This window comes from Nonomuraea sp. NPDC004354 (assembly GCF_053602555.1).
In genome coordinates, this window is record NZ_JBSGDV010000002.1 from 250,149 (window position 1) to 274,469 (window position 24,321).

The window sequence follows — 24,321 nt, forward strand, 5'->3', positions numbered from 1 at the left end:
CAGGCTGGGAACGTGACAAACATGAACGTGACGCTTTCCGCCACCCTGGCGGCGAACGAGGACATCGAACGAAGACGGCGCGCCGGGGAACGCGTGTTGCACCTGGCCTTCGGCGAGGCAGGGCTGCCCGTGCACCCGGCGCTGCTGGACAGGCTGGTAGCCGCCGCCGACCGCAACGGCTACGGGCCGGTCGCGGGCGCCATGGAACTGCGCGAGGCGGCGGCGGGTTACTGGACCCGACGGGGACTCGTCACGGAACCCGACCAGGTCGTCTGCGCGCCGGGCAGCAAGCCCCTGCTGTACGGCCTGCAGCTCGCCATCGGCGGCGACATCGTGCTGCCCAAGCCGAGCTGGGTCAGCTACGCGGCGCAGGCCGACCTGGTCGGCGCCGAGCCGATCATGGTGCCGACGCCTCCCGGCGAGGGCGGGGCGCCCGACCCCGACCTGGTCGCCGCCGCCGTCCTGCGGGCCCGCGCGCAGGGCAGGACCGTGCGCTCCGTGCTCGTCACGCTGCCCGACAACCCCACGGGACGGCTCGCCTCGCCGCGGACCATGGGCCGCCTGGTCCAGGTCGCCCGCGAGCTCGACCTCATGATCATCTCCGACGAGATCTACCGCGACCTCGTCCACGACCTCGCCACCCCGTTCCTGTCGCCGGCCGACCTGGCACCGGAACGCACGGTCATCACCACCGGGCTGAGCAAGAGCCTCGCGCTCGGCGGCTGGCGCATCGGCGTCGCCAGGCTGCCCCACGGCGCGCGCGGACTGCTCGACAAGGTCCTCGCGATCGCCAGCGAGATCTGGTCGGCGCCGGCCGCTCCCGTCCAGCAGGCGGCCGCCTACGCCTTCACCGAACCCGTGGAGCTGGTCGAACGCGTGGCGCGCAGCCGGCGGCTGCACGCGGTGGTCGCCAACGCCGTCCACGCCGCGTTCGTCGAGGCGGGGGCGAGCGTCCCGGCCCCGCAGGGCGGCTTCTACCTCTACCCCGACCTCGGACACCTGAGGGTGGGCGGCTCGGCAGAAGTCACCAAACTGCTGATCGAGGATCACGGCATCGCCGTACTGCCCGGACACGCCTTCGGCGACGACCCGTCGGCCGCGAGGGTGCGGGTGGCCACCAGCCTCCTGTACGGCGAGAGCCAGGAGGAGCGCATGACCGCGCTGACCTCCTCGGACCCCCTGTCGCTGCCGTGGATCTCGGCCAACCTGGCCCACCTCTCGAGAGGTTTGCACGACCTGTCCACGCGGCAGCAGGCGGCGGGGAGAACCCCACGCCGCACCATGGCCGCAACGCCCGCGCACGGCTAGGCATCGGTTTGGCAAACTTTGCCCCGCGGGCCGCTCGCCACCCCCTACGATCAGCCTGCTGACCTGGGAAAACGCGACCATTGCAGAAACCTGCAAAAGATAGCGCGTGAGTCCTGGTATCTCCTGCGGCGTGCAAGCCCCATCATGTGCTCATGCCCGCTTTTGTCACCCTGTCCGGGCGCCTCGTGCGCCTGGAACCTCTCAGCCTCGCGGTGGTCGATGACCTCGTCGCCGCGGCGTGTGAAGACCGTTCCACGTACGCCTTCACTCGTGTTCCCGATGGGCGGGAAGAGATGGTCTCCTATGTGGAGGCCGCTTTGGCTGAGCAGGCGGAAGGCCGGACGTTGCCTTTCGCCATCCGGTGGCTGCACACCGACCGCGTGGTCGGTGCCACCCGTCTCATGCACCTGGAGTACTGGCAGGGCCCGATGCCCTGGCCTCCGGGTACACGTGGCGCGGTGGGCGAGATCCCGTCCGTGGCCGACATCGGTTACACCTGGCTCTCCGCTTCGGCGCAGGGCACCGGTGTGAACCGGGAGAGCAAGTTCCTGATGCTCTCGCTGGCCTTCGACACCTGGGGCGTCCACCGCATCACCCTCAAAGCCGATGTACGCAACACGCGATCCCGGGCCGCCATCGAGGCTCTCGGCGCACACCTTGACGGCGTGCGACGGGCAGACAGCCGAGGCGCCGACGATACGGTCCGAGATACCGCGTACTACTCGATCCTGGGCTCGGAATGGCCGGTGGTTCGAGAACGGATGGCTCAGAGACTCGGTCTCGTCGAAGCCGCCTAAGCACGTTCCTACGAAAAACTCGGACACGACGGCCCTGCCCGCACCGCCGGGCAGGGCCTGGTGTTGTTTCGAACCGGTAAGGCATGACCGCCCCCGTTGAACTGGGCCATGCCTTTGCGTGTTTCAGCATCCCTCGACCCGCTTAACGCCGGATCAAAGCGCAATCAATGAAACGGCCACCTCTGGGCAACTAGTATTTGGTAGCAAAATGGCCCATTGCGTTGGAGACTGTGAGCATGGCTGGTGAGGGGCTGCGGTTCGCCGTGCTCGGTCCCGTCCGCGCGTGGCGCGATGGCGACGAACTCGATCTCGGCACACCGCTTCAGCGGTCGATCCTCGCGATGCTGCTCCTCAGGGAAGGCCGGGCGATCACCCCCGGCGAGATGATCGACGCGGTATGGGGAGAGGAAGCCCCGCCGAGGGCGCTCGGCGCGCTGCGCACCTACGTCTCGCGGCTGCGCACGGTGCTGGAGCCCGACCGCTCGCCCCGTTCCCGCCCCGAGCTGCTCACCTCGGTCGGCAAGGGCTATGCCCTGCGCACCGGATCCCTCGACCTGACGCTCTTCGAGCGCGGCATGCAGGAGGCCGAGGCGCTGCGCCGGGCCGGCAGAACGAACGAAGCCGCCGAGAGCGTGCGCGCCGCCCTCGCGCTGTGGGAGGGGGAGCCGCTGGCCGGAGCCGTCGGTCCCTACGCCGAGCACCAGCGCGACCGGCTGGCCGAGCGCCACATCACCGCCATCGAGGAGCTCATGGACCTCGACCTGGCCCTCGGCAGGCACGCCGCGGTCGTCTCCGAGCTGATCGCGCTCACCGCCGACCACCCGCTGCGCGAGCGGCTGCGCGCCCAGCTCATGCTGGCCTACTACCGGTGCGGGCGTCAGGGCGACGCGCTCGCCGTCTTCACCGACACCCGCGACGCGCTCGTCGAGGAGTTAGGCATCGAGCCGGGCCCCGAGCTGACCGCGCTGCACCACAAGATCCTCGCCGCCGACCCCAGCCTGATGACGCCGCCCAGCCCGTCCCCCGCCCCCACCGCCGACGGCCCGGCCGGGGCCGACGTCGCCGAGGGCGCCGACGAGCACGAGCTTCCCCGGCCTGCCCAGCTCCCCGCCGCCGTCAGCGACTTCACCGGCCGCCGCCCGATCGTGGCCAGGCTGCGCACGCTGCTGTCCGCGCAGACGGCCGAGGGCGTGCCCGTCGCGGCCATCTGCGGCATCGGCGGCGTCGGCAAGACGGCGCTGGCCGTCCACGTCGCGCACGCCTGCGACGACCTGTTCCCCGACGGGCAGCTCTACGCCGACCTGCGCGGCTTCACCGACGAGGCCACCGCGCCGGAATCCACGCTGGGAGCGTTCCTGCGCGCGCTCGGCATCCCGCCCGACGTCATCCCCGAGGGGCTGCAGGAGCGGGCCGCGCTCTACCGGTCGCTGCTGGCCGACCGGCGCATCCTCGTGCTGCTGGACAACGCGCACGACACCCGTCAGGTCAGCCAGCTGCTGCCCGGCTCGCCGGGTTGCGCGGCGATCGTCACCAGCCGGGTGAAGCTGGCCGACCTGCCCTCGGCCAAGCTGATCGACCTCGACGTGATGGAGCCGGACGAGGCGCTGTCGCTGTTCACCGCCGTGGCGGGGCCCGAAAGGGTCGCCGCCGAGCGCGGAGCGGCGATGGACGTCGTGGCGGCCTGCGGGTTCCTGCCGCTGGCCGTACGGATCGTGGCCGCCCGGCTGGCGGCGCGGCCCTCGTGGACGGTCGCCTCCCTGGTGCCCCGCCTGGCCGACGAGCAGCGCCGCCTCGACGAGCTGCGGGTCGGCGACCTGGCGGTGGAGGCCACCTTCGCCCTCGGGTACGGCCAGCTCGACCCCGCCCAGGCGAGGGCGTTCCGGCTGCTGAGCCTGCCGAACGGACCCGACATCTCGGTCGGCGCCGCGGCCGCCGTCCTGTCGGCTCCGACGCTGGAGACCGAGGACCTGCTGGAGTCGCTGGTGGACGCCAGCCTCCTGGAGGCGCCCGCGCCTGGACGCTACCGCTTCCACGACCTGCTCAAGCTCTTCGCGCGGCGCGTCCTCGACAAGACCGAACGCCCGCAGGCCAGGACGCTGGCGCTGCGCCGGCTGCTCGGCTTCTACCTCGCCTCGGCCCAGGCGGCGCACCGGCTCGCCTACGAGGGCAGCATGATCGCCGACAATCTCGTCGTGGTCGGCAGCGGGCGCGCGTTCGCCTCGGCCGACGACGCCGTCGCCTGGCTCGTCTCGGAGGGCGACTGCCTGTTCGCGGTGATCGGCCAGGCCGCCGAGTCCTGCCGTACGGGCGAGCAGCTGCTGCCCGCCGCCGACCTCCTCGTCGCCATGGAGCCGCTGCTGGAGTCGGGCACCCACGCCCGCGAGTTCGACCTGGCCACCAGGGCCGTGCTCGCCACGGCACGGAAGATCGGCGACCCTGCGGGGGAGCTGCGCTCCCGCTACGTCCTCGGCCGCGTGCTGTTCGGCGCCAACCGGCTCGCCGAGGCCGAGGAGCAGTTCAGGCTCGTGCTCGACCTGTCGACCGCAGGCGACGAGCGCGTCGTCATGGGCGAGGTGCTCAACGCCCTCGCCGTCGTCTCCGGCCGTCGGCGCCGCCACCACGAGGCGCTCGGCTGGTTCGCCTCCGCCACCGCGTTCTACCGCGAGAACGGCGTGGCGGCCGGCGAGGCGCTGGTGCTCAGCTACTCCGCCCGCGACCACCTCGGCCTGGGCAACCCCGAGGACGCGATCGCCGCGGCCGAGCAGGGGCTGGCCATCTTCACCGAGATCGGCAGCGGCGCCGGCACCGCCCGCGCCCGCTACCACCTCGGCATCGTGCTGTCGCGCGTGGGCCGCCTCAACGAGGCCGTCCACCACCACGCCGAGTGCCTGGCCTTCTTCAGGGCCAGCAGGCAGCGCGTGTGGGAGCAGCGGGTGTGCGTCAGGCTGGCCGAGACGTTCATCGCCGCCCGGCGCTTCTCCGACGCGGTGCGTCACGCGGAGCAGGCGCTGGCGGTCAGCCGCGAGATCGGCCACCCGTACGGTGAGGGGCTGTCGCTCACGGTGCTGGGCAGGGCGCTGCACGGCCTGGGCGGCACCGCGAGGAGCGTCGACTGCCTACGCCAGGCGTTCGACATCTTCACCCGCCTCGGCGCCCCAGAGGCGGGTGACCTCAAGGCGCTCCTCGACGGTGTCGACTCCGTCGCCGTCGTCGAGCCCTGAGTACAGCTCGTCGTCCAGACGTGTCATCCACACATGGTTGATCAAGACTGGTCTCTTTCCGGGTGCGGTGTGTGTGGGCCCGACCAGCCGTCTGACCGTCACGTTTCGCCAGGGGGCCCGGTGTCCGGATGCTCCACGTGACAGCTAGCCGCCTCACAACGACGGCCGGTCGGGCGACACGCCCCGCTTCTGTCGAACCCCCCGGGGGCGTGTCCACGCTCCGAGGGTGCGCCGGTACGCATGCAAACCAATCAACGCCCGATCAACCGGCTCGCCACCGCTGCTTCCGGCGCGCCGTGATTGGCTGTCCTCCATCGTGCCGTCCGGGACGCGCGACGACGAACCGTGAAGAAGGAACGATGGACGCAGACGAGCAGCTGGCCGGCCGGTTCGAGGAGTACCGCGCCCACCTGAAGGCGGTGGCCTACCGGATGCTGGGCTCGCTGAGCGAGGCCGACGACGCCGTCCAGGAGGCATGGCTACGGCTCAGCCGTACCGACGTGAGCGATGTGGACAACCTCGGCGGGTGGCTGACCACCGTCGTGGGACGGGTGTGCCTGGGCATGCTGCGGGCGCGGGAGCGGCGCGCGGAACCGGCCGGGGAGCACTTCCCCGACCCCGTCGTGAGCGTGGCGGACGGCGGTGATCCCGAGCACGAGGCGATGCTGGCCGACTCGGTCGGCCTGGCGATGCTGGTGGTGCTCGACACGCTGGCTCCCGCCGAACGGCTGGCCTTCGTGCTGCACGACATGTTCGCCGTGCCGTTCGAGGAGATCGCGCCCATCGTGGAGCGCTCGGCCGCCACGACGCGCCAGCTGGCCAGCCGGGCCCGCCGTCGCGTGCAGGGAGCGGCGCCCCCGCCCGACGTGGACGTCAGCAGGCAGCGGAAGGTCGTCGACGCCTTCCTCGCCGCGGCCCGCGACGGCGACTTCGAGGCGCTCGTCTCGGTGCTGGACCCGGACATCGTGCTGCGTACGGTGAGCATGGCGGGCGTGGCGGTGCTCCGCGGCGCCGCGACCGTGGCCAAGCAGGCGGCGAGGTTCGCCCGCAACGCCACGGCCGCCCGTCCGGTGCTGGTGAACGGCGCCGCCGGAGTGGTCACCGTGGTGCACGGCAGGCCGTACTCGGTCATGAGCTTCACGGTCGTGGACGGGCGGATCGTCGAGATCTACTCCGTCTCCGGCCCCGAGCGCCTGGAACGGCTCGGCATCACGATGTGACCGAGCCGCCTACACGTGGAAGTAGCCCTCGGCGATCAGCGGGCGGAGGGTGTCGGCGAGCAGCTGCTCGCCGTCGCCCACCAGCTCGGCGATCACGTTGAGCAGCGGGCCGAGGGCGAGCTGCCCGTCGCAGACCCCGGCCAGCGCCGCCTCCACCGTGCCGACGTCGGTACTGCGGAGCAGGCCGCGGGTCTGGCGCAGCACGATGCGGGCGGGATCCTCCGCGCCGGGGGCGCCGATGCGCTCGTCGAGGAGGCCCTCGGCGACCCGCAGCCTGGCCTGTTCGAGATCGCGGGTCCGGTGGGCGGCGGCGATCGAGTCGAGGACGTCCTCGACGTAGTCGCCGACCGGCAGGGAGACCCGGTGGGTCAGCCGCTCCACCCTGACCACCGGGTCGAGGGCGCCCGCGTTGCGCAGCGTGATCCAGCCGAAGCCGATCCCCTCCACCTTGTTCGCCTCGAACCACGACAGCCACTCGTCGTAGCGGGAGGTGTAGGCGGGCGTGCCCTGCTCGGCCGCGTCGCGCAGCCACAGCTCGACGTACTCGGCCGGGTCCTGCACGTCGCGCTCGACCACCCAGCCGTCGCAGCCGGTCGCGCCGACCCAGCCGCCGACCCTGTCGCGCCAGTCCTCCCCCTCCACGTGCAGCCAGTTGGCCAGGAAGTGGGCGTGGCCGTCCTGGGCGAGGTGGGCCGGTGTCCGCAGGACGAGGTCGCGGCAGAAGTCGTCGCCCGCCGCACCGGTCTCGCGGTAGGTCAGGCCACCGCCGGGGGCGATCACGAAGGGCGGGTTGGAGACCACGAGGTCGAACAGCTCGTCCTCGACCGGCTCGAACATGGAGCCCACGCGGGCGTCGACGCCCGTGATGCCGGACAGCCGCCAGCTCAGGCGGGCCAGCTCCACCGCCCGCGGGTTGACGTCGGTGGCGACGATCCGGGACGCCCGGTCGGCCAGGTGCAGCACCTGGACGCCGCAGCCGGTGCCGAGGTCGAGGGCGCGCTCGACGGGCCTGCGGGTGACCAGCTGGGCCAGGTTCGCCGAGGCGCCGCCCGCGCCGACGACGTGGTCGGGGCGCAGCGCGGGGTCGCCGGGGCGCACCTTGCGGTCGGAGGCGACGTAGCCGTGCTCGTCCCACGGCTGGAGGTGGACGGTCGCGCGGACGCTGTCGCCGTCGAACTCGACCAGGCCCGACTCCATCACCTCGAACGGCAGCTCGGCCGCCGGCACGGGCACGCCCAGCCACCACAGCCTGATCGACGCGTCGAGCGGGTCGCCGCTCCTGGTGGCGCGAAGGGCCGGGACCAGCTCCTCCCTGGCGAGCGCCGAGGCCGCCATGTCACCGAGCCGATCGCGGACGCCGTCGATCGTGTAGCCGGTCTTCAGGAGATGGTCGCGCAGTCGTTCCACCCGGCCATCCTAGATCCGAAACTCACGGTAATCGTACAGTTACGTCTGTCATACTCCTTCTGCCCCACCCGTGTGCCAAGAGGAACGGAACCGATGCTGCTTCCCTGCCTCGCCTGCGAGTCCCGGTTCAGGCCTGACGACTACTTCAGCGCCTGCTCCGACTACGACCGCCGCCTCGACCGCGTCATCTGGACCTGCCCGACCTGCGGCAACCGCGATGACCTGCGCGTCTTCACCGGTGAGCTCGGCTTCGGCGCGGCCAGGCACGGCCGGTTCGACGTCCACGACCGGGTACGCGTCCCCGGTCTGCGCCGCCACCGGTGCGAGGTGGCGCTCGACATCTCCCTCGACCGCTGCCACTGGCACGTTCCTAGGCGATGATCCACGCCTCCACCGGCGTGCACGCGTGCACGGGCTGCTCCCCGCGCACCAGCCTGACGATGTCGTCGACGACCGACGCCGCGCGCTCCCCGGCCGTCTCGCCCGTGGCCTGGCCGAGGCGCGGCGTGAGCACCACGTTGGGCAGCCGGGTCAGCGGATGCGAGCGGTCGAGCCACTCGCCCTCGAAGTGGTCGAGGCCGGCCCCGCCGAGCCGTCCCCAGCGCAGCGCCTCGACCAGGGCGGTCAGGTCGTGCAGGGCGCCGCGCGAGGTGTTGAGGAAGATGGCCCCCTCGCGCATGGCGGCCAGTTCGGTCGGGCCGACGAACCCCCGCGTCTCGGCGGTCAGCGGCACGTGCAGCGACACCACGTCCGCCTCGGCGAGCAACGCGAACAGCGAGTGGGTGGCCTCGGGCACGTAGGGGTCGCACGCGATCACCCGCATGCCCAGCCCCTCCGCCCGCCACTGCACGGCCCTGCCCACCCGGCCCAGCCCGACGATGCCGAACGTACGGCCGGACAGCCGCGAGCCGCGATGGCGCTCGGCGGCCGGCACGCGCTTGCGGCTGACCGTGCCCCGCCGTACTTCCCGGTCGGCGGCGACGATGTTCCTGCTGACCGCGAACAGCAGCGCCAGCGTGAGCTCGGCGACCGCGTCGGCGTCCTGGCCGCCGTCGTGGAGCACCATCACGCCGCGCTCGGCGGCCAGCGCGACGTCGATCGCGGTGAGGTCGCCCGTACAGGCGACGACGTCGACGGGCAGGTCGAGGACGGAGGTGCGGACCTGGTCGTGGTGGGTGAGGAGCACACCGGCGCCGGTCTCGATGACCAGGTCGGCCAGCTGTTCGTCGGAGAAGCCGAGAGGTGGCCGGTCGGCCACCTCGACGACGTCGGCCACCTCGCGGAGCCGCGCGAGAGCGGGCTCCGGCAGGCCGGTCAGGAGGAGCACGCGCGGTCGTCTCACAATCGCGACAATAACACCACAGAGGGTGCCGGGATCATTGCTCCCTGTCGCTCTGCCGCAGACTCTGCCAGGCCGCCTGACCCAGCCCCTTGATCTCGTCCTCGGTGGGGGTGTGGGCGCCGGCGAACCACAGGCGGCACATCTCCTGCGCGGGGCCGAGCCACAGCACGTAGCACATGGTCGGGGCGACCGGCTGGAGCAGGCCGTTCTTCATGTGCGGGCGCCACCATTCGGCGACCTGGCGGAAGAAGGCGCGCCGCGCCTCGGCCGCCTCGGGGCCGCCCGGCTCGTTCTTGCGCGGCGGGCGCTCGCTGACCAGGATCCTGGCCCGCTCGGGGTGCTCGCCCGCCCAGCGCATGTGGAAGGCGACGACCGCCTCGATGCCCGCGCGGGCGTCGTCGTGGCTGACCAGCTCGGCGACGAAGGCCTGCTGGTAGGCGTTGAGGATCTCCGCGTAGAGCACGCCGAAAACGTGTTCCTTGCTGGCGAAGTGGTGGTAGAAACTGCCGACGCTGACGCCGCTCTCCTCGCGCAGGCTCGCCAGCGTGGTGGCCGAGACCCCGTCCTGGCTGAAGCGGCGAAGGGCGCCCTCGATGATGCGGGTACGGCCGTCGCGTCCGTTCTTGGCACTCTTCACGAGGTCAATGGTGGTCCAACAGAACCTTGTTCCGCAAATACCGCGGCCGGTTGGATCATAGCGGTTACCTCAACACACCCGGAAGAGACCTTCATCGTGGCATCCGGCCAGATACGCCGGATGATCCGGAGCACCCGCCTGTTGTCGCCCAGCACGTCCATGCCGACGGTGGTCGCGCCGCGGCCGGCCGCCCTGCCGAGAAGCGTGCCGATCAGCCTCCTGCCGAGACCGCACCCCTGCCACGCGTCGGTGACCACGATCGCGATCTCCACGTCGGCGACGCCGCCCCGATAGCTCATCGCGTGGCCGATGATCTCGCCGTCGTACTCGGCGACGATCGCGTCCCGCTGGCCGTCGACCGCCAGCAACGCCCTGATCAGGCTGGGTCTGGGCGAGGGGATCCCGCTGAAGAAGCGCAGCGTCTGCGTGTGGAGCGACAGGCCCGCCAGGAAGCGCCTGATCCGTTCTTCGTCGTACGGCCCGGCCTGGCGGATCTGAGTTCCAATCACAGACTCAGCATTCCGCGCGGCAGCTGAGTCTGTCAATTGGACTCAGGCGTTCGTCGAAGTACTCTTCAGCTATGAACGTGCGCTTCCGGGTGGACAACTGCTCGATCGAGCGGACCCTGGGCATCGTCGGGGAGAAGTGGACCTTCCTGGTGCTGCGCGAGGCGTTCAGCGGCGTGCGGCGCTTCGCCGACATGCAGGCGACCACGGGCGCGCCGAGGCAGGTGCTGAGCGCGCGGCTGAACCGGCTGGTCGACGAGGGGCTGCTGCGCAAGGAGCCCTACCGGGAGCCGGGCCAGCGCCAGCGCGACGAGTACCGCCTCACGCAGAAGGGGCGCGACCTCTATCCGATCCTCGTCGCCCTGATGCACTGGGGCGACACGTACCTGGCCGACGAGGAGGGGCCGCCCGTGGTGCTCACCCACCGGGGTTGCGGTGCCCTGCTCGAACAGCACTTCAGATGCGCCGACGGCCACGAGGTCGCCGGCCCCCGCGAGGTGACGGCGGTGCCGGGCTCAGGCGCGAAGCTGCAGAGCGCCTAGGGTCCTGCGCAGGTCGAGCATCGACCAGAGCGCCGTGCCGCCCAGCAGCACGGCGACCCCAGCGGTGCGGACCACCAGGAAGGTCTCCAGCGCCTCGTGGAGGAGCATCCACAGCGTGAAGGAGCCGTTGACGAGCTGCGCGCACCCCCAGAGGAGCGACTGGCGGACGAAGAAGCGGCGCATCCCCGGATGGGCGGCGACGTGGTCGGGCAACGGCACCAGGTCCCTCGCGATCCGCTCGGCCAGCGGCCTGCGTCCGCGCAGGCTGATGAAGAAGGCGGCGCTCACGCAGAAGATGCCCAGGGTGGGCTGCAGGAAGAAGAGCACGGCGCTGCCCGACAGCATCCCCACCACGGTCCGCACGGTGAGCGTCAGGACCGCCAGCAGAGCCACCCCGGGCACTGGAACGCGCCATATCAGGCGCAGCGCGAGCCCACCGTAGACCCAGAGCGCCGAGGCGGCCATCCCGCCGATCGGCCCACTGACGATCATGCCCAGGTAGAAGGAGGCGACCGGCATGATCATGTTTTCCAGGACCCTGGGCGCGGCATGGCGGACGAGCTGGCCGACCTTCGGGAAGACGGCGGGGGACGCGGCGAGCAGGACCATGGAGAGATACGGCTCCTGAAGGGGGAAAGGCGACAAATGCCGACGGTAGACCATGACCAGGCGAGTTGTCCCGGGTTCGGTGCCGGACCGGTGCGGGCAGTGCCTACCCTAGGGACGTGTACCGGTTCCTCCTGACGCCCAGGTGGCTGGCACTCCACGTGGTGGTGCTGCTGGTCATTCCCGCCTTCGTGCTGCTGGGCCAATGGCAGTTCGGGCGGTACGAGGAACGCTCGTCCAACAGCGACGTCGTCACCAGGAACCTCGAGGCCAGACCCGTGCCCATCGGCGAGCTCGTCGCCCCCGGCCGGCCCGTCGCCGAGGACGACCGCTACCGGACCGTCACCGTCCAGGGCACCTACGACCCCGGCCACGCGTTGCTGGTCCGCAGGCGTACCCAGAACAGCCAGCTCGGCTTCTACGTCCTCACCCCGCTGGTCACGAGCCCCGGCCAGGCGGTGCTGGTCAACCGGGGCTGGGTCAAGGCGGGCGCGACGGCCGACGCGCTGCCCGAGGTGCCGCCCGCCCCCTCGGGTCAGGTAACTGTCACCGGAAGGCTACGCACCAGCGAGACCGAGGAGTCGAGCGGCATCAAGAACCGCGGGGGGCTGCCCCCGGGGCAGGTGCTGCTCATCAACAGCGACGCCGTCGGGCAGGGCCTGCCGTACCGGCTGGTGGGCGGGTACGTGTCGCTCACCGAGCAGCAGCCGCGCACCTCGCCCGCGCCCGAGCCCGTCCCGCCGCCCGACGTGGGCGCCGGCGGGGGTCTCAATTTCGCGTACGGCGTGCAGTGGTGGCTGTTCATCGGCGTGGCCGTCGGCGGCTGGCTGCTCATGATCAGGCGCGAGGCGAAGGACAGGTCAGCCGAACAGCGACGCGACGCCGAAAAAGCCGACGCCGGTGACGACGGCGACCGCGAAGGCCACCAGGAACGCACCGACACCATCGAGGCGTGAACCCACCGGGCCGGTGCAGGGCGGTCCGCAGTTGCTCTGGCGTGCCCTCGGCGGCGACCGTGCTGAGCGCCACCAGGATCGCTCCCCACAGCAGTGTCACCAGGAGCAGCGTCCTGGCGACCGATCCGACGACTCGCCACGCGGGCCTGACGCCTGAGGGGCTCTCCATGTCTCCCCGGATCTTCGAGATCTCCCGACTAAGGTGAGGGGGGTGACGCGGCACCTGGACTTCCTGCGGCTCCACAATTTTCGCGACATCGGTGGATATGTCGCCCGGGACGGGCGGGTCGTGCGGTGGAAGCGCTTCTACCGCGCGGACTCCCTCGGCTGGCTAACGGGTGACGATCTCGACAGGTTCCAGGCGCTCGCCATCCGCACGGTGATCGACCTGCGCCACCCCTTCGAGGTGGAGCGCTCGGGACGCGTCCCCGAATCCGACGGCCTCGCCTACCACAACCTGCCCCTCGAGGGCCGCCGGTGGGACATGACCACCTACGATCCCGCCGGCGGCGTCGCGAGGTTTCTCGCCGACCGCTACCTGGAGATCAGCGAGGACGGCGGTGACCGGCTCAGGCTCGCCCTCGAGACCGTCGCCGAGGCCGGCAACACCCCCGTCGTGGTGCACTGCGCGGCCGGCAAGGACCGCACCGGCGTCCTCACCGCGCTCGTGCTGTCGCTCATCGGCGTCGGGGACGACGACATCGTCGCCGACTACGCGTTGACCGGCCTGGCCACCGAACGCTTCATCGCCGACTGGCGGACCAGGCACGCCCACGTCCCGATGTGGGAGGGCTTCGGCATGGCGCCCGCCGGGGCGATGCGGCTGTTCCTCCGCGACCTGTACGAGCGGCACGGCTCCGTCGAGGGCTACTGCGCCGACGTGCTCGACATCGATCGATCCACGATCGGGCGACTGCGTGCCGTACTCCTGGGTAGTGCGGCGGAGGGTTCACCCACGGCACCCTCATCGGGTGAGCCCGAGCCCGGGATCACCGGCCTTCCCGGTGATCCCGGGTAAGGGCCCGATACCAACAGGTGACCGCTCAGCTTGTTCGACGTGATACGCACGTCGTACGGTTGCCTGCGTGACTACGCCGCTCCTTCCCGACCCCGAGCCGAGGCGGCGCGACTACGTGATCATCTCCGCCGATGATCACCTGATCGAGCCTCCCGACATCTTCGAGGGCCGCGTCGCGGCGAAATATGCCGACTTGGCGCCCAAGGTGGTGGAAACCGAGGCTGGTCACCAGGTCTGGCGGTACGGCGGAGCGACCTACCCCTGCGCGGGGCTCGACGTCGGCGCCGGCCTGCCGCGCGAGCAGTGGACCCTCGACCCCGTCAGGTTCGAGGACATGCGTCCCGGCTGCTTCGACATCGAGGCCCGCATCAAGGACATGGACACCGCCGGCATCTGGGCCGCGCTGTGCTTCCCCGGCATGCTCGCCGGACAGTCCGGCATGCCGTTCGCCAGGACCCGCGACCAGGAGCTCGGCCTCGCCCTCGTCAAGGCGTGGAACGACTGGCACATCGACGTCTGGGCCGGCACCTACCCCGAGCGCGTCATCGGCCTGCAGCTGCCGTGGCTGCCCGACCCCGAGGTGGCCGCCAAGGAGATCCGCGACAACGCCGCCCGCGGCTTCAAGGCCGTCGTCTTCCCCGAGTTCCCGACGCGGCTGCGGCTGCCGTCGATCCACACCCGCCACTGGGACCCGTTCTTCGCCGCCTGCGAGGAGACCGGCACCGTCGTGTGCCTGCACACCGGCGCCTCCTCCTGGTCGCCCGTGCCCTCCCCGGACACGCCCATCGAGGCGATCACCACGCTGATGCCCGCCAGCGCCATGTTCGCCTGCGCCGACTGGCTGTGGTCGGGCATCGCGCTGCGTTTCCCCAAGCTGCGCATCCTCATCGTCGAGGGGGCCGTCGGCTGGCTGCCGATGCTCGCCGAACGCGCCGACTACGCCCTCGACCACCCCGTCGGCACCGAGGCGCTGTGGGAGGGCGGGCTCAAGCCCAGCGAGGTCCTGCGCCGCAACTTCTTCTTCGGCACGCTCGACGACCACGCCCTCTCCGGGGTACGGCTGGCCGTCGGCCTCGACCACGTGCTGCTGGAGAGCGGCTACCCGCACTCCGACTCCACCTGGCCCGACACCCAGAAGGCGGTCGCCCGCAACCTCGGCACCCTGCCCCCGGCCGACATCGCCAGGGTCGCCTACGGCAACGCCTCCCGCCTCTTCGGCCACCCCCTGCCCTCACGCGCCTGGCTCCGCATGGAACAGCTCTGAGGCGTCATCTCGGTGGAGAACATGAGGGCTGCGCGGCGGGCGGCGAGTCCTCCGATCAACTACGTGCGTGACGCGACCCGGCGGGCCCCTCGGCGAACCTGGTCAGGATGTTCAGCGTGGCACGGCGGGTGAAGGCGGAGGCGGCGTCGGTCACTCCGTGCCCGCACCGCCTTCCCCGCATCCCGCAGACCCAGCGCATGGTGCCGGAGGCGAACACCCCCGCCCCACTGGGCGCGGTGTAGTAGGTGGTGTGGGCCGTGGTCGCCCGGCCACCGCAGTCGACCGGCGACTCGGCCAGCACCTTGACGTTCTTCGGCGACTTCACCGACACCCTGTCGGTCTCCGGGCCCACGAGTCCGGTGAAGCGCGTGCCGCGGGTGCCCTGGTAGATCCAGTGGTGCGGCTGACGCACCACGTAGGCGGCGTCAGCGGGGAAGCAGTCGTACATCTGCCCGACCAGGGCGCTCTCCGCCACGGAGTCCCGCCAGAGCGCGCACTCGCGCTCCTTGTCGCACTCGACGGTCCTGCCGCGGAGCCCGATCCGCCAGTAGACGGCGTTGGCCCCGAGGAAGGCGAGGTTCACGCCATGGTCGCGGGCCTGGGTGACGGCCGTGCGCATGGCGGGCGACCAGTATTCGTCGTGGCCGAGCGACACCACGGCGCGGGCGCCGTCCAGGACGCCGGGCTTGAGGTCGAGGCTGGTGAGGTAGGCCAGCGGCACCCCGCTGCGCTCGGCCACCTCGATCGCGTCCTTCTCGAAGGCGAGGAAGAGCCGCGCGCCCGTGGTGTCGTAGGGCCGGTCGAAGGTGACCGCCCGTGAGCGCCCGGCGAACCCGCCCGGCCCCTCGTACAGACTGCGCCCGCCCCACAGGTTGTAGGCCTGCCAGGTGGTGACCGCGTTCACCAGCACCACGCGGCCAGCGGTGGAGGCGGAGCGCACGGTCATCGGGACATAACGCTGCCCTCCGGTGGAGGCGTCCAGCCTGATCAGGTAGGCACCCTCGGGCCAGCCCCCGGTGTCGACGGTGAGCGAGGGTTTCCAGTTCGCGGCCGTGACGGTGCCCCGCACGGTCGTCGCGGGTGCCTGCCGTACGCCTGCGGTCCTGCCGGACTGCCAGACCCGGTACGGCTTCGCGCCCATCCGGTAGGCCCTGGCGACGAAGCTCGGCGCGGTGGTGGAGACCCGCAGCCGGAACCTTTCGCCCGCCAGCACGCTCACCCGGTCGGCGTAGCCCTCGATCTCGTGCTCGGCGCCGCGCCTGGTGATCCGCCAGCGGGAGTCATGCCGGACTTCCACCGTGGGCTTCGGCCGGGGCTGAGGCCGGGCGGGAGGGGCCGCTGCCGGCGTGGTCACGCCACTGCAGCCGGCCAGCAGCGGAACGAGGACGAGAAGGATCTTGCGCACAGCCGTCCATCTTGGCGGCTCGGCACTCGCCTGGCAGCCCAGCGGCTCGGCAAACAGGTCGAACGCTGGACATGTTCGGGCATCTTCGTGGTGCGCCCGATCTCGGCTTCGTCGTCAGGCCCAGGGGCATGCTCAGGGGAAGCGCCAGCGGGTGGCGGTCAGCCCGTCCGGTCCGTAGCCGAACGCGCGCGTCGGGGTGATCTCGAAGAAGCCGTACTCCGGCGATCCCGGCAGGTCGTCCTCGTAGGCCGAGCCGTCCCGCACGATGAAGTCCCAGTCGTACTTGGCTTTGAGCGCGGCGGCCACGCGGCGCATGGTGGCCTCGTCGGTGGCCCGTCGGGCGGTGCCTTCGACGACCAGGTCGAGGGTCGGGTCCGCCACCGTGATGACGCAGTGCGGGTTGCCGGCCAGGTTCCTGCCCTTGCGGGAGGCCGGCCGGGTGGAGATCCAGACCGAGCCGTCCAGCCAGGCCAGCAGGACCGGCATGGCGTGCGGCCGGCCGTCGGGCCGTACCGTCGACAGCCAGGCTTTCGGGGCCGTCTCCAGGCACTGCCTGGCCTGGCTCCATGGCTTCACCGTCGACTCGTCGGTGCTGATCGGCGTGGCGTCAGCGGGGCTGAACAGGAGCTCGGCGGTGGGCGTTGTCTCGGACATCACAGGCCTCTTCCCTCGATCGATGCGTTCCCTCAGGGAACCCATAGGCAGGACGGTAACAGAGAGAGTTCCCTGAGGGAACTATTCCCTCTAGACTGGCCCCATGCAGCGCACCTCGTTCGGCGACATGGCCTGCTCGATCGCCCGCACACTGGACGTGATCGGCGAGCCGTGGTCGCCGCTGATCCTGCGGAACGTCTACGTCGGCATCACCCGCTTCGACCAGATCCAGGACAACCTCGGCATCTCCCGGAAGGTGCTGGCCGAGCGGCTCAAATGGCTGGTCGGGAACGGCGTGCTGGAGCGGCGGGAGTACTCGGCCCGGCCGCCGCGCCACGAGTACGTCCTCACGCCCAAGGGGCTGGAGCTGTGCGACCTGCTGCTGGTGATGGTGCGCTGGGGCGACCGGTGGACGGCGGGCGAAGCCGGACCGCCGGTGCTCTACCGGCACCAGGCGTGCGGCGAGATCAGCCATGTCGAGCTGCACTGCGCGGTCTGCGACCAGCCGATGCACGCGGGCGACATCGACGTGCTCCCCGGCCCCGGAACGCCGACCGCCGACGGTGGGGCCGGCCCTACCGCGTCAGGGGTGGACGCGTGACTGTGTAGGGACGCCGGCCGCGAGAGAGTCGTCGCCATGCGACCTGCCGGGCGTGAGCGTGGTCAGCGGGCGCGACCGCGCGCGGCCACCGTGTACGTCACGGGCGCCGCCACCACGCCCGTCCGCAACGCCCACCTGCACGCGACTTTCGGCAGCGCCTTCTGCTAGCGGCTCGCCACCCGCCGCGGACGCCGGCGACGCTCGGGCAGGACCCGTCCAGAAGAGCGGACGCCGGCGGCGCTCGGGCAGGACCGCCCGCTCCCGTCCAGAAGAGCGGACGCCGGCGGCGTTCGGGCAGCACCGCCCGCTCCCGCCGAGGAGAGCGGGGTCCTCCCGTGAGGTCCGGGCGTCAGCCGTGGGCGTGGGCCTGCGGCAGGGTGCCGGGCTTCTCGCCCGGGCCGAGTACGACGAACTGCCCCATCATCCCCTGGTCCTCGTGCCAGAGGATGTGACAGTGGTACATGTACGGGCTTCGGGGATCGGTGTAGTCCCGGAAGCGCATCGCGATCCGGGCCCTCGTCCGCGGCTTCACGTAGAAGGTGTCCTTCCAGCCGCTCAGCTCGGGTCGTGGCGGCCCGCCGTCGACCGACAGGATCAGGAACTGGACGTCGTGCACGTGGAAGTTGTGCGGCATCTCGTCGAGGTTCGCGACCTCCCACACCTCGACGGTGTCCTTGGCCACCCCGATGTCGATCCGCCCGGGGTCCATGAGCCGGCCGTTGATCGCGAAGTTGGCCAGCTCGAACGTGCGGACGGCGGCGGGCGAGGACGCGTCGAGTTCGGGCCGCTCGCCGAGCGTGGTGGGCAGCGGCGGCGAGGGGTTGAGGTCCGTGGCGGCGCGCAGCTCGAGGATCTCGAGGACGTCGGAGCCACCGGCGAAACGCTGGTCGCCGATGTGGATGCCGAGGTCGGACCGGTAGCTGACGACCGGCAGGCGTTCGCCGGGCCGCAGGCACACGACGATCTCGGCGCGCTCGCCCGGCGACAGCTGCACCCGGTTCGTGTCGAGCGGGGCGCTCAGCAGGCCGCCGTCGGTCGCCACGAGCGCGAACGAACGGTCGTCGGCCATCCCGATGTTGTAGAAGCGGGAGTTGGAGGCGTTGAGGATGCGCAGCCGTATCCGCTTGAACCGCACGTCGACGTAGGGGGAGACGGTGCCGTTGACGGTGATGAGGTCGCCGAGGACGCCCATCCCGCCGACCGTGGGGATCTCCTCGTTGAGCTGGTTGTCGGCGTTGAGCCGCTTGTCCTGGATGATGACGGGGATGTCGTCCTCGCCGTAGCGGCGCGGCAGGGCCAGCGCTTCGGTCTCGTCGATGATGAACATCCCGGCGAGCCCGTGGTGGACGTGGCGGGCGGTCCTGCCGTGCGGGTGCGGGTGGTACCAGAGGGTGGCGGCCGGCTGCCTGATCGTCCAGGTCGGCGACCAGGTGGTCCCCGGCGGGATGAGCTGGTGGGGGCCGCCGTCCATCATGGGGGGCACGTGCATGCCGTGCCAGTGCATGGTGGTGGCCTCGGGCAGGTCGTTGCGCACGTTGACGACCACCGTCTCGTCGCGCCTGGCACGCAGCGTCGGCCCGAGGAAGGGTCCGTTGAGCCCCCACGTCGCGGTAGGCGCCCCCGGCCTGAACTGCATGGTGCCGGGGGCGGCCCGCAGGTCGAAGACGCGCCGGCCCTGCCTGTCGTGATGCGAGCGGGCGAGCGGCGGTATGGCCAGCTTGTTGACGAAGGCCGCCTGCTCCTCCGTACGGCGGCCGGCGGTGGCCCACATGCCGCCCATCGCGCCGGCGGTGGCGATCGCGGGCCCCCCGGCAAGCCCGCATATGAGCACTGATCTACGCGAAACCATGGCCTCCACTCTGCGGCAGACCTGGCGTCATGCCGGAGAACCACCCGCCATGACCCGGCCATGAGATGTTCACGATGCGATCAGGCCCCTACACGCCCCGGCCTCCACCCCTGCCCGGTAGGCCGGTGCGGCCTGCGCTTACGTCTCAGGATTCGCGCCGCCCCGGCAGCGGCGGCGCGGTGGACACCAGCGCATGAAAAGGGATCGGCCGCCGGGACGGGGCTAGGGTCGCTCGGCCCGACCGGCGAGGCGCTTGCGCTCCCATTCGACGTACCGCCCGCTCTCCCCCAGCATCGAGGCCATCAGCCACAGGAACACGCCGAAGTCGTCGGCGACGCCGAGGAGCACCAGGAAGTCGGGGATCACGTCGATCGGCGAGATGATGTAGACCAGGCCGAGCGCCATCATGGCCAGCTTGCCCTTGCCCATGCCCTCGTAGTCGCCGCGCATCACGCCGCCGATCAGGCGGGGGATGGCCCTGACCCTGGTCAGCACGCCGGGCGTGCCGGGCTTGCTCACCTCGCGGTACGTCTTCCAGGCCGCCGCGGCCCTCGATGCCTTGACCATACGAGCACCTCCTCTTCGCGATATAACGCAATACCCGGCGCTTGGGTTCCTACGCATCAGAATCGTGGCCGCCGGACTGCCGAGAAAGCGCTCATCCGCCGGCGCGGCAGCCTGAACAGCCACGTTTCTCACGAGTGCCGCAGCGCCGCGTGCACGAACGGGTGGGCCCGCTCGACCTGGGCGGCCAGCCGTACGAGGAGATCCTCCCGGCCGGCCGCGGCGACCAACTGCACGCCGACCGGCAGCCCCGCCGCGGTCCGGTGCAGCGGCAGCGAGATCGCCGGCTGCCCCGTGGCGTTGAACGGCGAGGTGAAGGCGACGGCGGGCCCCGTCCGGCCGAACGAGGTGCTCAGGTCGTCGGGAGGGAACCACCCCAGCGGGTACGGCGGGATGCCGAGCGTGGGCACCAGCAGCACGTCGTGGCCGTCCCACCAGGCGGCCATCCGGCGGCGGTAGCGGTCCACCCAGCGCATCGCGAGGATGTGGTCGACCGCGCTGCGCCCGCGCCCGGCCTCGGCCATGGTCCGGTTGCGCGGCTCCAGCTCCGACAGCTCCACCGGCCTGCCCCGCCACCTGCCGATGCTCTCCAGTTCGGCGGCCACGTTGCCGGCCACGATCCCGCCGAAGTAGGAGGGGAAGTCGGCGTCGCCGAGCGCGGCCGGCCAGCTCTCCTCCACCTCGTGCCCGAGCTTCTCGAGCAGCGTCGCCGCGCCCGTCACGGCCGCGGCCAGCTCCGGCTCGCCGGGCACGTCCGGCCGGGGATGCTCGCGGGCGAACCCGATCCGCAACCGGCCCGGCTCCACGTCCACCTCGTGCGCGAGCGGGCCCGGCAGCGCGGGCGCGGTGTAGGGGTCGCCGGGCACGTAGCCGGTGATCAGGTCGAGCACCGCGGCGGTGTCCCTGACGGTACGGCTGACCAGCCCGAGCGCGGACATGCCGCTCCACCCCTCGCCCTCGCCCGGTCCGTGACTGGCGCGGCCCCGCGTCGGCTTGAGCCCGACGAGCCCGCAGAGGCTGGCCGGAATCCTGATCGACCCGCCGCCGTCGCTCGCCGTCGCCACCGCGACCATGCCCGCCGCGACCGCCGCCGCCGACCCTCCGCTCGAGCCGCCGGCCGAGTAGGCGAGATCGTAGGGGTTGCGCGTGGGCCCGTACGCCACGGGCTCGGTCGTGATCGTGGTGCCGAACTCGGGCGTGCTCGTCCGCCCGAGGATCACGAAGCCCGCCTGCCGCAGGCGAGTCACGGCGTGCGCGTCGGCGTCCACCTCGACGCCGTCGAGCGTGCTCGACCCCGCGTTGTACGGCTCGCCCGCCTGCGCCCAGCCGAGGTCCTTCACCAGGATCGGCACCCCGCGGAACGGGGCGTCCTCGGGCAGGTCGTCCAGCTCGGCCAGCGCCCGCTCGAAGCGCGGGTGGACGATGGTGTTCAGCTCGCCGTCGTGCGCCCTGATCGTCGCTATGGCGGCCTCGACCAGTTCCCTGGGGCTCACCCGCCCCTCCCGCACGGCCCGCGCCTGCCCGACCGCGTCCAGCCTCAGGACCTCGTCCACCCATGTCTCCTTCCCGCCGCGAACGTCGCCGCCCCCACCCTCCCCCGCCCGGCGCCCGCACGGAACCCCGCGAACCGCCAGAAGCCGTTCACCGGACCCAGGACGCCCTTTGGCGCCACAGGATCGCCGGACCAGGCACCGCCGGCCCAAGCAAGCACGGATCGACGGCCACCACGCCCGGCGCCGCCCGCCCGCTCAGGGACCGGCGAGTCGCCGCCGCTCAGGACGTGCCGCGCGAACGGGCGGGTCGCCCCGCCAGGGCGTGGACCGCCTCGGGGATCGGCAGGTCCCCTGGGAGGGGTGCCAGGATCGGCGTGTCGAGCCCGTTGGCGACGTACTCCCCCACCCGCGCCCGGCACGTCGCCGCGTCGCCGTGGACGATCAGCGCGTCCACCACCTCGTCGGGGATCGCCTTGAGCGCCGCCTGGCGGTCCCCCGCCGCCCACGCCTCGTGCATGGGCCGCAGCACGTCGCCCCGTCCCAGCCAGTCGTGGAAGGCCGCGTAGGCGGGAACCGTCAGGTAGGCGGCCAGCATCCGGCGGCCCGTCTCGCGCACCCTGTCGGCGTCCTCGCTCACGCAGACGAAGATCCGCGCGATCAGCTCGGTCGAGCCGCCCACCTCGGCCCGCACCCGCCGTACGTCCTCGGGGGACAGCCAGTTGGTGATCGCGCCGTCCGCCTCGGCGGCGGCCAGGTGGAGCATCCGGGGACGCAGCGCCGCCAGCACGATCCTCGGCGCCACCTCCGGCGCCCGCTCCAGCCTGAAGCCCTGCACCTCGAAGGTCTCGTACCGTTCCGACACCTTCTCCCCCGCCAGCGCCTTCCTGAGGAAGCGCAAGGTGTCGCGCGTCCTGGCGTACGGCTTGCCGAACTCGACCGCGTTCCACCGCTCCACGATCGCCGGCGAGGAGGAGCCGATGCCGAGCACGAACCGGCCAGGCGCGAGGTCGGCCAGCGTCGCCGCGGACTGCGCCAGCAGCCCCGGCCCCCGCGTGAACACCGGCACGATCGCGGTGCCCAGCCGTACCCCGGGCGCCCACTCGGCGGCCATCGCGAGCGGCACGAACGCGTCGGCGCCGGCGACCTCGGCCGACCAGATGTCGGTGTAGCCGAGCTCCGGCAGCTCGGCGATCAGCGCCTTGGCGGCGGCGAGGGAGCGGTCGAAGAAGGGGATCGTCATGCCCAGGTTCCGGGTCATCGCAAGCCTTCCCGCGGGGGTCCGGTCGGTACACAGGACCATACCAACCAGACGGTATGCCACTGGCGGCGCATCGCTGCGCGACGGCCGCGACGACACGGGGTCACGCCCTGAGCTCGTGCACCGCCGCGATGAAGTCCTTGGTGATGCCGCGCAGGCCGGGCAGGTTCGACAGACCGACCAGCCGGTCGACGAGCGGCACGCTCACCTCGATCAGCCGGTAGGTGCGCGCGCAGCCGGGCGAGGTGTCGTGCACCCAGTAGAGGACGATCCCCATCGACATCAGCCACAGCAGCTCGGGCAGCTCCTCGCGCAGCTCGGCGTCCATCCGGTCGCGCGCGCCCTCGACCACCTGCCGGTAGATGGCGATGGACGCCTCGCGGGCCGGCGTCGACTGGGCGCTGAAGGGACTGAGCGGGTTGGTGGGCTCGGCCGCGTGCTTGAAGAACTTCACCGCGAACTCGTGGTACGGCTCCGACACCCGCACCCACTCCCGCAGCACGCCCGTCAGCCTGGCCGCGAACGACGCCTCGGAGGCCAGCAGCTCGCGGCAGGCCTCCTCGTGCGCGATCTGGGCACGGTCGTAGTACGCCTGCACCAGCTCGTCCTTGGAGGCGAAGTAGTAGTAGGCGTTACCCACGGAGACCCCCGCCTCCGCCGCGATGGCCCGCATCGTGGTCGCATCGAAGCCGCGTTCCCTGAACAGGCGCAAGGCCGTCTCGACGATGAGCTCTCGGGTGCTCTCCGATCCTCGGGTTCGGGGTTCGGACACGCTCGTCACTTTACGTTAGTCGGCCCCGTGAGGTCATGGAGCCGCACGGTGATCACCGCCACAGGGTAAAGATCGGCGCACGGGAGGGATCACGGGCGCCGAATCGTGGGATTGAACCCTTCGGGCGGAAGGGCATCTCCGCGAAAAAAGGCCATCACATGTGGATACGTTGGTTGGTGCGGCTCTGTGTCGCCGCGCTCATCGCCATACAGACCTGCATCATCGTGCTGTCGGCTGCCGCCTCGGCAGCTCCGGTCCGGCCCGGCTCGACCGTCGAAGAGGACGTCGTCGAGGCGCGCCCGCCGATCATCAGAACATACGCGCTGGAAGGCGTGATCCGGATCGCCCGCTGGTACACGGGCGCCGCGGAACAGCCGAAGGTCGACCTGTCGCGGGCCATGCCGCGCGGGACGATGCGCGTCTCTCACACCTTCGCCATGGACCGTCTCACGTCGGCGGGTCTGCGCTGGAAGTCCAGCGGGAACTGCACCGACAAGAACAACCGCACGTGCACGTCGCTGCAGTCCGTCAGGTCCGCCACGGTCGCCGGGGCGATCGACCTGAAGCGGGCCAGCGGGTGCAAGATCATGGTCACCGGCGGCACCGAGGCGGGGCACGCACCCGGCCGGTACAGCCACGGGGCCGGCTACAAGCTCGACATCAGCCACAACAAGTGCATCGACCGGTACATCACCGAGACATATCCCAGCGCGGGCGTGCGCTCCGACGGCGCCACGCTGTACCGCTCGGAGACGGGCACCGTCTTCGCCGGCGAGTCCGACCACTGGGACATCCTGTTCCCGTGACCGCTCCCCTCCTACCAGGCCCGGCGCCCGTCATGCGCAACACCGCCGGCCGGGCCCCCTCCTCCTGAGCACTACCGCCGGCCCGGCGCCCCTCA

At 71.5% G+C, this 24,321-nt stretch carries 24 protein-coding genes; 12 read left to right on the top strand and 12 right to left on the bottom strand.

Going from position 1 to position 24,321, the window contains the following annotated elements:
- The first annotated feature begins 21 nt into the window (after positions 1-21).
- From ACWENQ_RS06835 to ACWENQ_RS06850, 4 genes are all read left to right on the top strand, one after another.
- Positions 22-1,308 carry a pyridoxal phosphate-dependent aminotransferase gene (locus ACWENQ_RS06835; protein WP_452413121.1) on the top strand — a complete coding sequence of 429 codons (1,287 nt, stop codon included), beginning with the start codon at positions 22-24 and terminating at the stop codon, positions 1,306-1,308.
- Between the two features lie 152 nt (positions 1,309-1,460).
- Entirely contained in the window at positions 1,461-2,105 is a 645-nt protein-coding gene (locus tag ACWENQ_RS06840; RefSeq protein ID WP_354921100.1) for a GNAT family N-acetyltransferase, read from the top strand.
- Positions 2,106-2,341: 236 nt separating this feature from the next.
- On the top strand, positions 2,342-5,326 hold the full coding sequence (locus ACWENQ_RS06845; RefSeq protein WP_449915856.1) for a BTAD domain-containing putative transcriptional regulator: 2,985 nt from the start codon (positions 2,342-2,344) through the stop codon (positions 5,324-5,326).
- A gap of 359 nt (positions 5,327-5,685) precedes the next feature.
- Positions 5,686-6,546: a sigma-70 family RNA polymerase sigma factor gene (locus ACWENQ_RS06850; protein ID WP_449915859.1), complete on the top strand. Its 861-nt coding sequence runs from the start codon at positions 5,686-5,688 to the stop codon at positions 6,544-6,546.
- A gap of 9 nt (positions 6,547-6,555) precedes the next feature.
- Here ACWENQ_RS06850 and ACWENQ_RS06855 read toward each other — a convergent pair whose 3' ends face one another.
- Positions 6,556-7,953 (bottom strand): DUF7059 domain-containing protein, encoded by a 1,398-nt coding sequence (locus ACWENQ_RS06855; RefSeq protein ID WP_452413122.1) that lies wholly within the window; start codon positions 7,951-7,953, stop codon positions 6,556-6,558.
- A gap of 93 nt (positions 7,954-8,046) precedes the next feature.
- Between ACWENQ_RS06855 and ACWENQ_RS06860 the strand changes: the two genes are divergently transcribed.
- A complete protein-coding gene (locus tag ACWENQ_RS06860; protein WP_449915863.1) occupies positions 8,047-8,334 on the top strand; it encodes a hypothetical protein in 288 nt (95 codons plus the stop codon).
- On the opposite strand, the gene ACWENQ_RS06865 is transcribed toward ACWENQ_RS06860, so the two are convergent.
- From ACWENQ_RS06865 to ACWENQ_RS06875, 3 genes are read right to left on the bottom strand one after another with little or no spacing between them, the layout of a single operon-like run.
- A complete protein-coding gene (locus tag ACWENQ_RS06865) occupies positions 8,324-9,295 on the bottom strand; it encodes an NAD(P)-dependent oxidoreductase (RefSeq protein WP_452413123.1) in 972 nt (323 codons plus the stop codon). The genes ACWENQ_RS06860 and ACWENQ_RS06865 overlap by 11 nt on opposite strands.
- Before the next feature lie 34 nt (positions 9,296-9,329).
- Positions 9,330-9,932 carry a TetR/AcrR family transcriptional regulator gene (locus ACWENQ_RS06870; protein ID WP_354921113.1) on the bottom strand — a complete coding sequence of 201 codons (603 nt, stop codon included), beginning with the start codon at positions 9,930-9,932 and terminating at the stop codon, positions 9,330-9,332.
- Entirely contained in the window at positions 9,929-10,441 is a 513-nt protein-coding gene (locus ACWENQ_RS06875) for an N-acetyltransferase family protein (protein WP_449915867.1), read from the bottom strand. The genes ACWENQ_RS06870 and ACWENQ_RS06875 overlap by 4 nt, the downstream gene beginning before the upstream one ends.
- Positions 10,442-10,512: 71 nt before the next feature.
- Between ACWENQ_RS06875 and ACWENQ_RS06880 the strand changes: the two genes are divergently transcribed.
- Complete coding sequence (locus ACWENQ_RS06880) at positions 10,513-10,980, top strand: winged helix-turn-helix transcriptional regulator (RefSeq protein WP_354921119.1); 468 nt, start codon at positions 10,513-10,515, stop codon at positions 10,978-10,980.
- Here the strand turns inward: ACWENQ_RS06880 and ACWENQ_RS06885 are convergent.
- Complete coding sequence (locus ACWENQ_RS06885; protein ID WP_452413124.1) at positions 10,954-11,625, bottom strand: VC0807 family protein; 672 nt, start codon at positions 11,623-11,625, stop codon at positions 10,954-10,956. The two genes, ACWENQ_RS06880 and ACWENQ_RS06885, sit on opposite strands and share 27 nt — an antisense overlap.
- 80 nt (positions 11,626-11,705) lie before the next feature.
- On the opposite strand from ACWENQ_RS06885, the gene ACWENQ_RS06890 reads away from it, so the two are divergent.
- From ACWENQ_RS06890 to ACWENQ_RS06900, 3 genes are all read left to right on the top strand, one after another.
- Entirely contained in the window at positions 11,706-12,542 is an 837-nt protein-coding gene (locus ACWENQ_RS06890; RefSeq protein ID WP_354921125.1) for an SURF1 family cytochrome oxidase biogenesis protein, read from the top strand.
- 211 nt (positions 12,543-12,753) lie between these two features.
- Positions 12,754-13,560, top strand: coding sequence for a tyrosine-protein phosphatase (locus tag ACWENQ_RS06895; protein WP_449915876.1), 807 nt, complete (start codon positions 12,754-12,756; stop codon positions 13,558-13,560).
- A 67-nt stretch (positions 13,561-13,627) separates the two neighbouring features.
- Complete coding sequence (locus tag ACWENQ_RS06900; protein WP_354921128.1) at positions 13,628-14,824, top strand: amidohydrolase family protein; 1,197 nt, start codon at positions 13,628-13,630, stop codon at positions 14,822-14,824.
- 55 nt (positions 14,825-14,879) lie between these two features.
- Here ACWENQ_RS06900 and ACWENQ_RS06905 read toward each other — a convergent pair whose 3' ends face one another.
- Together ACWENQ_RS06905 and ACWENQ_RS06910 are read right to left on the bottom strand one after the other, a co-directional pair.
- Complete coding sequence (locus tag ACWENQ_RS06905; RefSeq protein ID WP_452413125.1) at positions 14,880-16,121, bottom strand: N,N-dimethylformamidase beta subunit family domain-containing protein; 1,242 nt, start codon at positions 16,119-16,121, stop codon at positions 14,880-14,882.
- A gap of 240 nt (positions 16,122-16,361) precedes the next feature.
- Positions 16,362-16,883, bottom strand: a complete 522-nt coding sequence (locus ACWENQ_RS06910) for a pyridoxamine 5'-phosphate oxidase family protein (protein ID WP_452413126.1) — start codon at positions 16,881-16,883, stop codon at positions 16,362-16,364.
- A 103-nt stretch (positions 16,884-16,986) separates the two neighbouring features.
- Here ACWENQ_RS06910 and ACWENQ_RS06915 point away from each other — a divergent pair, with 103 nt between their 5' ends.
- Positions 16,987-17,484, top strand: coding sequence for a winged helix-turn-helix transcriptional regulator (locus tag ACWENQ_RS06915; RefSeq protein WP_452413127.1), 498 nt, complete (start codon positions 16,987-16,989; stop codon positions 17,482-17,484).
- 36 nt (positions 17,485-17,520) lie between these two features.
- Positions 17,521-17,652 carry a hypothetical protein gene (locus ACWENQ_RS06920; protein WP_452413128.1) on the top strand — a complete coding sequence of 44 codons (132 nt, stop codon included), beginning with the start codon at positions 17,521-17,523 and terminating at the stop codon, positions 17,650-17,652.
- Positions 17,653-17,833: 181 nt separating this feature from the next.
- Here ACWENQ_RS06920 and ACWENQ_RS06925 read toward each other — a convergent pair whose 3' ends face one another.
- The 5 genes from ACWENQ_RS06925 to ACWENQ_RS06945 all read right to left on the bottom strand — a co-directional run bounded on the left by ACWENQ_RS06925 (position 17,834) and on the right by ACWENQ_RS06945 (position 23,420).
- Positions 17,834-19,333 (bottom strand): multicopper oxidase family protein, encoded by a 1,500-nt coding sequence (locus ACWENQ_RS06925; RefSeq protein WP_452413129.1) that lies wholly within the window; start codon positions 19,331-19,333, stop codon positions 17,834-17,836.
- A 222-nt stretch (positions 19,334-19,555) separates the two neighbouring features.
- Positions 19,556-19,900, bottom strand: a complete 345-nt coding sequence (locus ACWENQ_RS06930) for a YkvA family protein (protein ID WP_449915894.1) — start codon at positions 19,898-19,900, stop codon at positions 19,556-19,558.
- A 128-nt stretch (positions 19,901-20,028) separates the two neighbouring features.
- The gene (locus ACWENQ_RS06935; RefSeq protein ID WP_452413130.1) at positions 20,029-21,450 is read right to left on the bottom strand and encodes an amidase; all 1,422 of its coding nucleotides are present in this window, start codon (positions 21,448-21,450) and stop codon (positions 20,029-20,031) included.
- A 220-nt stretch (positions 21,451-21,670) separates the two neighbouring features.
- Positions 21,671-22,648, bottom strand: coding sequence for an LLM class F420-dependent oxidoreductase (locus tag ACWENQ_RS06940; protein ID WP_452413131.1), 978 nt, complete (start codon positions 22,646-22,648; stop codon positions 21,671-21,673).
- A 103-nt stretch (positions 22,649-22,751) separates the two neighbouring features.
- The gene (locus ACWENQ_RS06945; protein ID WP_354921155.1) at positions 22,752-23,420 is read right to left on the bottom strand and encodes a TetR/AcrR family transcriptional regulator; all 669 of its coding nucleotides are present in this window, start codon (positions 23,418-23,420) and stop codon (positions 22,752-22,754) included.
- Between the two features lie 173 nt (positions 23,421-23,593).
- On the opposite strand from ACWENQ_RS06945, the gene ACWENQ_RS06950 reads away from it, so the two are divergent.
- On the top strand, positions 23,594-24,226 hold the full coding sequence (locus ACWENQ_RS06950; protein WP_452413132.1) for a hypothetical protein: 633 nt from the start codon (positions 23,594-23,596) through the stop codon (positions 24,224-24,226).
- Positions 24,227-24,321 lie beyond the last annotated feature (95 nt).